At 31.8% G+C, this 14,268-nt stretch carries 11 protein-coding genes and 1 pseudogene; 6 read left to right on the forward strand and 6 right to left on the reverse strand.

From position 1 onward, the window contains the following. The first annotated feature begins 112 nt into the window (after positions 1 to 112). Entirely contained in the window at positions 113 to 367 is a 255-nt protein-coding gene (locus L6H70_RS17920; protein WP_236335345.1) for a helix-turn-helix domain-containing protein, read from the forward strand. A 135-nt stretch (positions 368 to 502) separates the two neighbouring features. Here the strand turns inward: L6H70_RS17920 and L6H70_RS17925 are convergent, their stop codons facing one another. Together L6H70_RS17925 and L6H70_RS17930 are read right to left on the reverse strand one after the other, a co-directional pair. Then, positions 503 to 769: a hypothetical protein gene (locus L6H70_RS17925; protein ID WP_236335346.1), complete on the reverse strand. Its 267-nt coding sequence runs from the start codon at positions 767 to 769 to the stop codon at positions 503 to 505. Between the two features lie 129 nt (positions 770 to 898). Beyond that, positions 899 to 1,243, reverse strand: a pseudogene (locus L6H70_RS17930) (GmrSD restriction endonuclease domain-containing protein); the annotation flags it as partial. A gap of 242 nt (positions 1,244 to 1,485) precedes the next feature. On the opposite strand from L6H70_RS17930, the gene L6H70_RS17935 reads away from it, so the two are divergent. Beyond that, positions 1,486 to 2,067 carry an SLATT domain-containing protein gene (locus L6H70_RS17935; protein WP_236335350.1) on the forward strand — a complete coding sequence of 194 codons (582 nt, stop codon included), beginning with the start codon at positions 1,486 to 1,488 and terminating at the stop codon, positions 2,065 to 2,067. A 4-nt stretch (positions 2,068 to 2,071) separates the two neighbouring features. Next, positions 2,072 to 3,415: a reverse transcriptase domain-containing protein gene (locus L6H70_RS17940; protein ID WP_236335351.1), complete on the forward strand. Its 1,344-nt coding sequence runs from the start codon at positions 2,072 to 2,074 to the stop codon at positions 3,413 to 3,415. A 244-nt stretch (positions 3,416 to 3,659) separates the two neighbouring features. Here L6H70_RS17940 and L6H70_RS17945 read toward each other — a convergent pair whose 3' ends face one another. Then, positions 3,660 to 5,267, reverse strand: coding sequence for a recombinase family protein (locus tag L6H70_RS17945; RefSeq protein WP_236335352.1), 1,608 nt, complete (start codon positions 5,265 to 5,267; stop codon positions 3,660 to 3,662). Positions 5,268 to 5,790: 523 nt separating this feature from the next. Between L6H70_RS17945 and L6H70_RS17950 the strand changes: the two genes are divergently transcribed. After that, a complete protein-coding gene (locus tag L6H70_RS17950) occupies positions 5,791 to 6,708 on the forward strand; it encodes a hypothetical protein (protein WP_236335353.1) in 918 nt (305 codons plus the stop codon). 798 nt (positions 6,709 to 7,506) lie between these two features. Here the strand turns inward: L6H70_RS17950 and L6H70_RS17955 are convergent. Beyond that, positions 7,507 to 7,977 carry a hypothetical protein gene (locus tag L6H70_RS17955; protein WP_236335354.1) on the reverse strand — a complete coding sequence of 157 codons (471 nt, stop codon included), beginning with the start codon at positions 7,975 to 7,977 and terminating at the stop codon, positions 7,507 to 7,509. Between the two features lie 200 nt (positions 7,978 to 8,177). Between L6H70_RS17955 and L6H70_RS17960 the strand changes: the two genes are divergently transcribed. Together L6H70_RS17960 and L6H70_RS17965 are read left to right on the forward strand one after the other, a co-directional pair. Further along, entirely contained in the window at positions 8,178 to 8,498 is a 321-nt protein-coding gene (locus tag L6H70_RS17960; RefSeq protein ID WP_236335355.1) for a helix-turn-helix domain-containing protein, read from the forward strand. A 603-nt stretch (positions 8,499 to 9,101) separates the two neighbouring features. Beyond that, positions 9,102 to 10,109, forward strand: coding sequence for a site-specific integrase (locus tag L6H70_RS17965; RefSeq protein WP_236335356.1), 1,008 nt, complete (start codon positions 9,102 to 9,104; stop codon positions 10,107 to 10,109). A gap of 326 nt (positions 10,110 to 10,435) precedes the next feature. Here the strand turns inward: L6H70_RS17965 and L6H70_RS17970 are convergent, their stop codons facing one another. Then, positions 10,436 to 12,115, reverse strand: coding sequence for a hypothetical protein (locus L6H70_RS17970; RefSeq protein WP_236335358.1), 1,680 nt, complete (start codon positions 12,113 to 12,115; stop codon positions 10,436 to 10,438). 182 nt (positions 12,116 to 12,297) lie between these two features. Continuing rightward, positions 12,298 to 14,262: an ATP-binding protein gene (locus L6H70_RS17975; protein WP_236335359.1), complete on the reverse strand. Its 1,965-nt coding sequence runs from the start codon at positions 14,260 to 14,262 to the stop codon at positions 12,298 to 12,300. Between the last annotated feature and the right edge of the window lie 6 nt (positions 14,263 to 14,268).

A 14,268-nucleotide genomic window follows, 5' to 3' on the forward strand; every position in this document is an offset into this window, starting at 1 on the left:
CCCATTTTAGGGCAATGACCGCACAATTAACATTGCGCATACATAATATGATTTGACTGTATCCCTTTACCTTGTTATACCAAACAAACCCGAGCAAGGAGGGGTGACACCATTGAAAGGGAACGAACATCACAGCAAATTTCTGTTGACGCACCGCGAGCGCGAAGTATTCGAGCTTCTTGTGCAAGACAAAACTACACGGGATATTGCCGGATTGTTATTCATCAGTGAAAAAACCGTCCGCAACCATATCTCCAAGGAGATGTGGTTTGAAGTACCGTTTCCATCATTGAGAGGTGATGTATTTGATACAGTCTCTTCTAAGAGTTTTAATCATAAGTATTGGATTATACAACCCGCTCGATAGCACTTAAAAAATCACTTGAAAATTTAATATTTAAGGTTTTGTTTTTTTGATTCAATCGATTATATTTATTGAAGTGATACGTGTCAGGCAAAACAGCAAAAAAACTAGGTCCATTGGGATAATACTCAAAAAATGTTACATAACTTGAATTACAACCGGAATCATTTTGTGATTGTTGAATTGACCAATGTTATATGTTGTTTCCTCACTAGAATTTTCTTTACCAGTTCGATCACGTTTATATGCTACCAAGAAATTTTTTTCATTCCCCTTCTTAGCAATAATCTCTAATCTTTGTTTATTAATCGCCTTTGACAACACAACAAATCCATTATTAAATAACCAATTTTCTGTGAGTTTGATAGAATTATTAACAACAGGATCAATACTTATTGATTCCATCAATACAACCTCCATTTAATAACTATTCCCAGATGATTTTAATCATTTCATAAAGTAATTTGTGTCTTTCTTCAAGTTCATCTGGACTAAATGTATCCATTGGTCGAAAATTGAGTTTATGTGTGGACATCATATTATTAAAGTCCAATTTATATTTATAGCTATCCTGTTTAAAGTTTCATTCCAATAAAGAGTGTAAGCATAGGTCTTTAATTTCTTTGTATATACTTCATTATTACAGGAAATATTCTCTCTACCCTTTAACATTAGAAGCCCACCAAGGCGGTTTCGCTCACGTTCAAACCTTTCTTTATCGTTATTGAATTGTTCTAGGTTTTCTTTATTAACCGATAATATATGCTCAATGTGGAACCCACTGACGGACCCAGTTTTTTGGACAAGATCAGAAACAGAATGTTTCATATTCATTTTAGTGCCTGTAGCAATAAAATGCTCAATCCGAGCAAAAAAGTAACGTTTAAACGTTTTTTCAAATCAAGCCCCTACCTCCATTTATTTTACTTATTTACGGGAAAGACATTTTATGACATAATTCTCATTGGATCGCCCCCATCTTGTTTATCAAGAGATTCCCAACGGAATATGACTAATTAACAGGGACTAAACTCTCTACTTTTGACCTAGAGCTATCTGGGTAATAATGTAACGCCAATTGGGGGCTTTCTACTAATACTTGTGTCGGGGGAAAATGAGTCATGTCAGAAAGTGTAATTAAAAGTAGACTTGATAGTTTGTCGAATAAAATATGGATAACTAGAAAAGCTAGAATAAACGCTGAAGAACGATTAGAAAAATTTGATTTCCTCACTCAGATGCTAATTAATTACTATACTCTTGTGATTGTAGGATTAAGTATATGGACACTTTATGATGAATCTAATGCGAAATTAATTTCCGTAATCACTATAATTGCTTCGGTACTTCTCTTCGGTCTATCTATATTTGTCAACGCTAGAAATTTTAAGATTAGAGCGATCACATTTAAAAGTTGCTACATAAAACTTGATGAAATATATAATGAATGTGAATTACTTAAAGACTCTCCTGATAACTTGAGAGCAGAGGACATTACAAAAATACAAAATAAATATAATAAGGTCATGAACAGTATTGAAAATCATACACCTATGGACTATTTAAGGGTACTTAATAACACAAGTGATATCAGTAAAAGTCAGTTGTGGTATTTTAATTTTAAAAGAGTTTTATTTATTATATCAATATTCATAATTATACTTTTCCCTCTAATATTGTCATATCTTGTAACAAAGGCGTGATAAAATGTCAGCTTCAAAATTATTTACACGTAAATTTCAGGTTAAAAATATAAAAAAAAACTACTTTGAAAAAATAGTCTACAAGTGCACTCCTGGAATTGATAAAATAAACAGAACTTCATTTGAAAACCGTATTGATGAATATGTAACTATTATTTCAATGAAAGCTTTAAACGGTAACTATAAATTTATTCCTTACAAAGAAAAACTTATTTCAAAAGGTTACGACAAGCCTCCTAGACAGATATCTATCCCAACCATCAGAGATAAGGTTACTCTCAGTTTGCTTAATGAATTTTTATCAAAAGTATTTGAAAACAATATAAATAATAAAATAATTCAAACTCTAGTTAATGAATTAAAACAATCTATTCTTTCAGGTCATTTTGATTATTTCATCAAAATTGATATTAAAAACTTTTTCCCTTCAATTCCTCATGATAAATTAATGAAACTAATACGTAAAAAGATACGCAAAAAGGAAATATTAACTCTAATTGAGGATTCTTTAAAGACACCAACTATTCCATTTCCAACAAAAATTCATTCTCCAAATACAGTTGGAATTCCTCAAGGTATCTCTATTTCAAGCATCCTTGCAAATATATATTTATCAGATATTGACAATAGTTTTTCAGTTTCTAACACTGATTTCAAATATTTTCGATACGTAGATGATATTCTAATTCTTTGTAAAAATACTAATGTAACATATATCAAAAATGATATTCTGACTAAATTAAAAAATTTAGATCTTGAAACAAGTCCCAATAAATATAAAGAGGCAGAAATTTCTGAAGGTTTCTCTTACTTAGGATATTTCTACAAGGAAATAGGAAATGAATTTGGCTTTTCCGTTCGGGATGAATCTATTAAAAGATTTGAAGAATCAATAATTAAAATATTCTCTGAATATAAGTTCAACAATAAAAATGGAACTGAAAAGTTTATCTGGAAGCTAAACAAAAAAATAACAGGCTGTGTTTTCGAACATAAAAAATATGGTTGGTTATTTTTCTATTCTCAAATTGATGACCAGAAGTTACTTTACCACCTTGACTGGTTTATACAAAAATTATGTAAACAAATAGATTTAGATTCAAATGTCAAAAAAAGAATCAAACGTTTTGTAAGAACATATCATGAAATAGTATTCAATCTCAAAAACACAAATTATATCCCAAATTTCGATGATTTTGATTTAGATGCACAAAGGTCTGTTCTAAGAGATGTTTTTGATGTTCGTGATGTATTAAAACTAACTGAAAATGAAGTATCAAAGAAATTCAAGAAAAACATTTTTAAGTTTATTAAAGAACTTGAGAAGGATGTGCAAAATATTTCTTAATGGTTTCTACCACATTGAAAAAAAGTTTTTAATAATAATCACAAAAGATAACCATATATTGTTATTAAAAAGTAGGGAATATTGGAGGGAGAATTGTTTTTTCTCAGATAATTCCCTCTTTTAATAGTCTGTGCTATGGTCAGCCTATTTAAATACTTTGTATGAATCCAACATTGTTCTCATACTCTAATTTAGAAAAGGAGACTCGATTACCTCGGTATTAACAATCTTTACTGGTGAAAATTTATATTGTTAGACCAAATGTTGTTATCATCTTCACATTCCCTTTCTCATCAACCGTAATACGCTTAATCAATTTCAATAAAATAAGTCTTAACTCCTCAAAATCATCTTCATCTTCATAGTTGAGATTAATCAGGTCATCAAGGGCGTCCTTCACCTCATCATAAAGATTCCTCAAGTCCTTTTTGTGTTCAACATTTATGTTTATTTCATCAATCTGTGAGTTTAAACGCATAAGTTCTTGTTCATATTGTTGTTTCTCAAATTGGTATTGTCCATCGTCCATACCAGTTGACATCTTTTCTTTCCGTAATTCAAAAAGCATCTTTCGGTTTGATTCAATTTGCTTTTGGATAGCTTTCTGTTGTCCTTCACTTTCTACGTTCTTATTTTGAATTGACCCTATATGTTTATTAAACAAATCATCTACCGACAATTTAGTTATTTCCTTTGTTAGACACTCAATTGCATCATCCTTAAAGGAATGATAAGGTAACCAATAGTTATTACTACATCCCGCATTTCCCTGTCTTCTTCTTCGGGAGCATATTAGATATCTGTATTCCAGGCCAAATTTATTTGTATTTTTACTCTTTGTTTTCATGGAGACCATTGCTGAGTTACAATGCTCACATTTGATAATGCCTGCAAAAATGTTTTTTCTATTCCTTACACCACCTCTTTTGCCTCCACCTCGCTGAAGTCTTATTTCTTGAGCCAAATCAAAAAGTTTTTTATCAATAAGAGTTTCGTGAGTCAGTGCTAAATTTGGTCTTTCCCACGTTGAAGGATTCTTTTGTACTAATACTTTTTTTCGATCTGAAAGGTCTTCAATGTTATTGTATTTCACTCTTGTTTCATATTTACCGAACACATTGACCCCAGTATATGCCTCATTTTGTAAGATTCTCTGAATAGAGGTTATTCCCCAGTTCCCTCCTTTTGGAGAAGGGATTTTTTTTTCGTTATTTAGATAATTAACAATTTGTTTTTCTCCCATTTTATGTGCAGTGTATAACGTGAATATTAGTAAAATAATATCCTTTGTTTGCTCATCAGGAATAAGTGTTTTCCTTCCGTTAACTATGGTTTTTTTATATCCAAAGGGGGGGATACTCCCGATAAAATTACCTTTTAGTGCAGATTGTCTAATGCCACGTTTAGAGCTCAAACTAGTTTGTTCGCTCATTTTCTGGTTAACAGCAGAGATAATTTGAAATTTCAATTCATCTTTATCGATATAAGAATCGTAACCCTCATCAAGCGAAATCAATCTCATCCCAAGGCTATCCACTAAGATCCGTTTTAAAGTAAGAGAATCCATGGTGTCTCTTGAGAAACGAGATAACGATGCGAATATCACGTTATTGAATAAACGTCGCTGTGCATCTTTAATGAGTTGTTGTATTGCTGGTCTTCCAACAATATTTGTACCAGAATCTCTATCCTCATAAATGTGATTATGGTCTACTTCAAACTCCAATTGACGAGCTTTCTCCCTACAAACTCCCTCTTGATGCTCAGGACTATCTTTTTGACTAGACTTTTTTGTACTGACCCGTACATAAATCGCAGTATATTTATCTTTATTTATTATTGTGTAGTTCATACGCTTTCCCCCATGACTTTATAAGGCGTAGACGATCAAAGTGCTTGTCTGAGAATAAGATTTTTTTTAACTCTAGGGTTACTTGAATAAAAATTATTCGAACACTTCTGGATGGTTTGAACTGCTAATTGATCAATAATTCCACCTAAATCAGAGTCACCATATTGAATTGAAATTCGGTATGTTCTTTCCTGACGTGGATTCCGCATTTTTGACACTCCTCTTCATATCTTTATTTATAAGTTTATTTTTGAAGTGACTTGTACTATTCGCTTATAAGAAAAACTAAATTTCCTATGATTTAAATTTTTTGAAATTCCATCAAATAGTATAGAGAGACAATCTGAAACAACAAAGTGTATTCATTTGTAATAGCATGCTATGATAGAGTGCCATACTATTCAGTTCACAAAATGTTCACAAATATTTTATACTCTGTGTTGTCTAGCTCTTCGCGTTTTGTTTTTCTGGATAACCCAAATAACCTATGGGAGTTCAATAAAAAATAAGAGGAGTGTAAACAATGAATAATCGAAAGGATTTTTTAAGATGGGAATCAACCACTATGGACACGGTCGATTTCAAAAGAATTTATGTTGACATGGCTAATGGGGATTTGTTAGCTGGACTATTTCTTAGTCAAATCGTATTTTGGTATCTCCCAGATCAATTTGGTAAGAGTAAGCTTCGTGTCAGCAAGAAGGGTCATTATTGGATTGCTAAAAGTACCGAGGATTGGAAAAAGGAGCTTCGGTTTTCTCGTAGTAATTTGGATACCGTATTGAGAAAACTTACTGATCTAAGCATTATAGAAGAGAAAATATTTAAATTTAATGGCGCCCCAACCAAACACATTAGGCTAATAGAAGGAAATTTTCTGAAATCTTGGGAAATTGCACTTAGTAATTCAGAATATAAAGATGAATCGATAACTCCTATGTTGAATTTGCCTGAAGTTGAAAAATCTAATCGTAGTAATAAAGAAAATGGATTTGTGCAAAAAGCGCAAAACTATAACATAAAGAACTTCAAAGATTACAAAACAGAGAACCAAAAGAAAAAGGAAGAGGAAGAAGAGGGTTATGGAAATGTGCAATACCCGCAATTCTTAAACATTCTTGGTTTATTTAAGCAACATAACTTAGGGTTTCAACACCTTACCGACATTCAAATTCTTTACCTTGAAAAAATGTGTGAATATAACTTCGATTCCACTGTAGCAAACGATATACTCCAGGAAATTGGTGACCTTAATCAATATCATCCAAAAGCTTTGGAGGAAGCTTTGCTTAAAATGATAAATCGAATAAGAACTGGAAACATAACAGATAATCCAATTGCTTGGTTAAAAAAAGTGCTTAAAAACAAGAACCTTTTATATACTCAAAAGCATTCTAACGATGATCCTTTTTCAAAGGATTACACTCACTTTGGTAAATAGTTAGCGAGGAGAAAAGTCACCTAATACCCGTTTAGCTATGACTCCAATATGAAATAACTTTTCATTTTAAACAAACCAAAATAAAGACAGCACTTCTTCCATTCTTTTAGAAGTGCTGTCTTTATATTTTTTTCATTTATTTTCTTGTTTCCTAGGAAAAGCTGGGTATCCTAATTTTGTAGATACTTTAACAATTTATATTGGGAGGAACTAAAAATGATAATTACTCAACAGAACAATTTCATCGAATCATTAAGAAAAGAAAGGACGAAAAAAAGAATAAATTTTCTAACATTTTTTCGGTACAGCAAATTAGCTTAATGAAAAGATTTTTAATAAATATTAAATTGAAAGACCTTATATGGTTTTCTGCTACCTTTCACTGGGTCTAAAAAAGGTGATAAAAGTGTGCTTCGGCTTTAACTGTCAGTTTTTATTTTTCTTCAAAATTAAATAGTGTTTTTCTGAAATGCAACACCTTACGACGGAGTCGTAAGGTGTTTAGTTTTGAATAAATATCTAGTGTTTCTAGTATTAGAAATATTGAATTTACAGAGATATACAGGGAAGGGTTTCAGACATATTTGGTTAAGATATTAAATATTCCCTTGGAAATTATAACCTCATACTATTGAAAATATATTAGGGATCGGCGTAGGCTAAGGCGTTTTTCTTGGTACCAAAATCGGGTTTCTAATATATACAAAATGTATATATTCTATATTTCTTGTATGCTTTATATACAACATGTATCGATGAAAATCTTGTTTAACTTATACATTTCCACCTAATTCAATATTAATGAAAGCCTTGTCCAACATTATTCCTATCAGCAAAGGTTTGATCAACTCTAGAAATAGTGCGACCAAGATAATAATTTTGATCTTTTGTTGATTTGATCTTCGTATATTTATGCTGATATGAACCAAAGTCTGAATTCCCTCTTTGAAGCGAATGATATCGTGATATGCTCAATGTCATCTCTGGAGCATTTTCTAGCGAATCTATTACTCTGGGGACAAAATTAATAAAGGCATCCAGTACACCTAAGTAGATTCGATCAATAAAGCAAAAATAAAATAATATTAACGAATCTTTGGGAATTGATTCCAAATACTTGGTCATTCTACTATAACTAATTTGATAAATACTATCATTCACTTCAGCTAACTCATCATCAAACAAAAAATGATCAAATTCCACCCTTTTATTATCCTCGTAGATTGTCCCCGCAACAAGCGGGGTGGTTGTTAATGAATAACTGTTCATATGATCACTCATTTCATTTTGATGAATATATATAATGAGATGTATATATTTTTTCAAGTTTGATAAAAATCAATATACATCGCAATATGAGATGTATACATCTCAATTATACTTTGATTTAATCAATATAGATACCTTCAATATAACTCTTTATTTCCATAAACTCATCCATAAGAGGTGTTGAGATGCGGGAGAATATATTGAAGCAAACTGGTGCAGCTATTAGGAGTTTAAGAACAGAACGGGGATTATCACAAGAAGAATTAGGTGAAAGGGCAGATTTTCATTTCTCTTATATTGGTAAAGTTGAACGTGGTGAGGTAAATATCACTTTGGTTAATCTGGAGCGGATAGCCAATTCCTTAGAAGTTGGCTTGCATCAGTTATTTCCTTTTTCTATTGCTTTAGAAGGCTTAACTGACAAGGAACGCCATATTGAATCAATCGTAGAGTTGCTGAAGAACCAGGATTTAAATAAGGTTCTTAAAGCTGAGAATATAATCGAAGAGCTGCTTAGGTAACACTGTTATTTCAGAAGGTTAAATTGATATAGAAGAATAAATTAACGAAATAAAACCGCCATTTAGGCGGTTTTATTTCGTTATAGAATCCTCATTGGACTTTTTTCATTTGGCTCTAACAGTAACTTCTCTCTCAATTTCTTTTTTTCAGAGGGGAACCTGTGGGGGGGCCCCCCTGCACCCCTTTACTCAACGTCTAGGAGGCCCAGCAAAGGCTTACTGGGCGATCAGATGCTTCATAGTATGGGAAACACCCGTCAAAACCATTTGAACGCTACGCAGCCTTGAGGGGGGCACAGCCTGTTCAAGTTTCCAGCTATTTCCGTATCGTATAGCCCATCCTATCAATTTTTGATCATTATGTAGCAGCAGAAACACTTATTAGCGTAAATCGAATCACTCATTCCCTCTAAGTACTCCCTAATACTAATATTAGTAAGGAATATTTAACACTCAACATTATTATTATATTATGTAATATTAGTAAAATATAGGTTAAATATTCCTCTACTAAGTATAAGTTATTGAGCATGAACGTTTTTTCTTGATTTTTACAATTAGTTAAGTAAAGTATTTTTACTACTAATTTAGGAGGGTCATTTCATGGCCAGTATAAAATATCAGATAACCAGTGCCCTTAAAGAAATCAATCAGATTGATTCTTCAAAGCTTGAATTCAGGAAGAATAATGACTTTGACAATATTCATTCTATTAAGTATTTCAAAGATGCCCTGGACACTGGAGTAAAATTCGGAGAATATTGCAAAAGCACTTTCGGTATCAATAAACTGTTCGATATTAAGCCTGAACATTATGCATCATTCATGAAATTTAATGAGCAAAAAGGTTGCACAGTCGGACATTTAATAAATCTAGAAAGTCACTTGTCCAAACTTCAGTCAGGTATGAACAAACTCTCTAAATCAGATAAGATTAAAGCAACCTTTACGCCTTTTGTTAATAGCCGGGTTTATTCTTCTTCTGAACGCGAACGTCCCACAGATAGAAGCTATTCTATTGCAGAAATTGAAACACTCGCTAAAACATTCTCTCCTACTGTATTGAATGCTATGCAAATGAGTCTTAACTTAGGTCTTAGAATCCGGGAGGTTTGCAATATTAGGGTAGAACATATTGTCGAAAAAAATGGTTACCTGCATCTTTTGATTCCGAAAGGACAGGGAAAAGGGATAACAAAGGGAGGGCGATACAGGGAGGTTGCTGTCCCTGGCTCCTATGAGGCCGTCTTAAGGGGTTTACTAAATGGTAAAGATCCTAAAAGCAAGATTTTAATTGTAAGCTCAGGAACATTAAGGAGCGCCTTAAAACGCGGATGTGATAAGACCCACGTAAAATCTAAAGGGTGGCATGGATTTCGTCATACTTATGCAAGAAACAGATTGTTAGATTTACTTGGGGATAAAAGAGAGGTTGGAAAAGAGTTGATAAGAAAGATGCTTCATAACAGAAATAAGCATCTTTCAATAGAAAAAAACGTAAATGATCATCCGGATTTCACATTTATTGTCGAAAAAATAAATCAGGTCCACTCCGAATTAGGACATGGACCCAATCGATGGGGGTTAATGGAAGTTTATTTGTCTTTTTAATTCAACAAATGGCTTGAGTAATCATAAAATAGAACTTAAGTACGGAAGACCTTAAATGCTAATTCCAAAAATAATGTTTTATCACTCCATGGAGTCAGTCTTGTATTTATTTTAATGATGTTAGAATAATCAAATGCCGCACTCCTAAAGATTTTGCCATTTGCGTTTAGCTTAAAACATTGATGATAAATTAAATTAAATGAATTAGTTCATCAATTCAGTTAGTGATATTCAGATGTCTTCGGTAGTTTCATTTAGTATAAATTCTTTTTTTTCAATCAGTTCAAAGAACCATATAAGATGATACAATCCAGGAAGAATTAGAATCAGGATCCAATCCTGTTTAAATAAATTAAAAATAATAGTAAATTAAATATTAATGTTAGGATCTCTTTTTTTATTAAATAATTTATTCGATAAAGAGAAATTGATCTTTTCAATAGATAACAACATACTACGAAAAGGTATAAAACTGATATCAGGTAAATTGCGAACCTCTTATCATTTCCGCAAATTTCAACATAATAGGAGGATAATTCCGTTAGAAAGATTCCTGCTTTTCCTCCTAAATTAAAAGTAATGTAAGTTCCTATAGCACAAATCATAAACACGGATACTATCAAGAATCGAAAAATCCCTTGCTTATAGGAGATTTTAGTAAATATCTCTAAATGTAAATTCAACCACCAACTTTTTAAATCAGATTGTATATTATATTTCTCGATTTTCATCTTTAGTTTAAAATATTTAAACAACTGACTTATTTGTTTTATTTTTATGTTGAACCATCCAGATTCAACTGATTTCTTCTTTGATAAATAAAAAACTAGTTTACTAAATAAATAATGACCTAATATGATATTCCGTGCATTGCCTCCTCCATAATAAAGAGCCTTTCTCAACAACATAACTTTTTTATCAGAAGTCAAAATATTGTTCGAAGAAACTTCTGAAATAATAGAATTCATTTTATTTTTCGAGTTGCTCTCTCTATATTTAAATATTAATATTGCCATTGAAGAACAAAACGAGTAAGGCAACAAAATCATTTTTAAGCACCTCTCGTAAAAAACTTTGAATTCCCCAATATCAGAAATACTTGCATAGTGAAAGAATTCGTTACCAAAGCTTTTTGTATTTGTCAAATAGACAAATAGTAATTTTGAAGCTTCATTTGAATATGTAAGGCCTAATATAGAAATCGCGCCAAAAATTACTGCTACCGTTTCTAACGCAATTCGACTCTTTTCCAGCTTATATGCTGGTTGTACCCCCACAAATATGAGTTGTAATATTAATGAATAAATAAGACTCTTCCCAATAAAGTCTTCATTCAACCCAGCTTCTACAAATATATATAGAGCCCCATCGAACCTCCCTGAAAAAAAAAGCTGAGACTGTTGTTCCATCATACTTCCAACAATACTCACTAAGTTCATAATAATTGTTAATGAAATAATGGGGTTTGATAGTACAAGTAATATAATAAGTCCTAAAATATTGGATGTTCTTATGTATAGTGGACAAAAAAAATACAAACTTATAAAAAAAACTAATATAATGTTTAGAATAGTCGGTAGATCTTGAGTAATGATTGATAATTCACTAAACTTTGTTCCACTTACTAAGATAAATATGATCGAAGAAAATATTAAAAACCATCTAAAAGCTAAATACAAGTATTGTTTAAATAATTTCACTCTCTCTTGTAAATCTCTTTTATTATTACTTAAACTAATCAAAAAATAAGTTGCTAATCTCCTTTTACGTTTTAGTGCACTTTGACTCTTTAATAAAGTAACTCTTATATATGGTGTAATTAAAACCGCAGCTAGTGGGACTTTAATTGCAAAAGGTAGAACTGAAATTAAAATAATAAAAAGTAAAAAAATATCATATTTTAAAAATTTCGAAAGAAACCCGCTACGAATATTATTACGCCACATCCATTTCAATAAAGCTTTATCAATATATCGAATTTGATTAAAAAATATAGATATACTCATATAATCCCTCCAAACCTAACATGTATAAATTCTCTTTAATATTATATCGACAAAAAAATCCATAATGTACACTCCTTCTATTACGAAGGTGGAATAATTGAGAACAATATGTTAGTTATAATTTTCAAAACAAAAAAGACACCCATAAGGTGTCATTCTGGGTTAAAAAGTCGCATCTCGTTTTACTCAGGAATGTATTCTTTATATTTAGTTCTCAGATATTGTAAACCTTCTTCATTATCCTTGACTTCTAGCTCCAGTCTTTCCTTTAAAAACTGATGTTTGCCTTTTGCTTCTTGAATAACTTCATTCCATTCTTTCAACCAAACTTCCATATTCCCCGTTTTATTCTTGTAGATTAACCCCGCTTCTCTATCACCTTGTGATGACTCGAAGCGAGCTTCATCATCAAGCTTAATTCCAATTAAAACAACCTTCCATTTAGTTTTTGTTTTGTCAAAGTGAACATTCTTCTCAATTGCATGAGCATATCTCTTGACTTGACTTATTTCTTCAGTCCCAACTACACAACTTGGACGCTTAAGTTCAATTATAAGGTTTTCATAGCAATCTTCTCTTCCATACTTATACTGTCTATATAGCCCAATATCCGGAATATCATCTAGAGTTGTTATCTTTTTATAATCAATTTCAGGTGAAATCTCATCTCTTTTCAAAATTGACAAATGCTTCTTCAAGACATTTTTTAGAGATATATCGTCATAACCATAAGAATATTGTTCGCCAAAGAGCCAAAGTTCCCTAAGTAATATTTTATGCAACTGGCTTCTTTCTTTTAGCTTTTTATGAAAATCTTCTCCATACAGAATCTGCTCAATGCCATTCAAGAACAATAACCTATTTGAGATAAGTTTTGTTGTATTAATAATAGACTCTAAACTAGTTTTACCAAGAATTGATGCCAATTCATCTTGTTGTTCCGGAGGTAGTTTCAAGACTTCCTTCAATATCAACCTAAGACTGTCAGGATTAGATTGTAAAGCTTCCTTCATCAATCTATATGTAAACTCTCTTGAGCTTTTCGCCACCTTGTTAAAATCTGGTAAATATTGATTTATTTTAACTGCACAAATATCAAAAACTTGCCTCTCCGCTTCCTCGACAACCGTTTGAGCTTCACCTTTATACGGATAAATCCTATCATTCTTTAATATCTTGATTTCGTGAGATGCCTCATTAACTAGCTTTTGTCTATATAAATCTCTTAGAGTAGTTTCTGCTGTCTCTCTTAAAACTATATAATCAGGATGCAGTGTCCTGACATCAATTTGATTTGTTTCCCATAGATCATCGATAACATTGCTAATTAAATATGCAGTATGAGAAAAAGATCCTGATTTGATACCTGTTGTTTCTTCCTCAAAAGCTATTCCAGTTTGTCCGCAGAGATACAAATTTCTATGACTACCTAATTTCCACTCAATTACTTTCAAAGAACCCCTTACTAGCTCACTTTCTTTGTTCTGTTGAAACAAAGGAAAATCATGTGTAGTTACAATTTGCTTCTCTGGCTCAAGTTTGAGACCCTCCACTGTAATTGAAATATCTTTATAAGCAAGTAAATAAGGTGCAAATACCATAGTTAGATCTTGCGCTAGAATCAGTTTATTTGAAATTTTACAAGCACTATCATCAATTAGTTCTGTTATTGAAACTATTGTCCCAGTAAATGGACTTATTGCTTTTGTTAGCGATGTTTTTCCAAATACTTTAAGATTTCTATCATGACCTGAAATTGAAAATTCGTATAACTCGCCTTCCTGCTCAATTACACTTACCCATTCAACACTTCTACCTAAAACAAATCCACTATACCTTCCTTGCCCTAACTTACCATGATATTTCCTACCATTAGGACTAGCTTTATCTTTAACCTTATGTGAATCACCTAGTTTACCAAAGAATTGATCTACAAAATCAAACTGAATACCATGTCCATTATCTTTAATAATAATATGTTCTAATCCTTCTAATAAGTTTCGTTCGAATACTATGTCAATCATAGTAGCATCAGCATCAAGCGCATTCCATATTAATTCAGAAATCGCCCTAATAGGTTTAAGCTTCAACATTTTATTTAAATGATCGTTTGTAATTTGCACTTCTAAGTTTGATAATGCTGACATTATAAC

The sequence above is a fragment of the Paenibacillus auburnensis genome (genome assembly GCF_927798115.1).
Taxonomy (GTDB): Bacteria; Bacillota; Bacilli; order Paenibacillales; family Paenibacillaceae; genus Paenibacillus_AQ; species Paenibacillus_AQ auburnensis.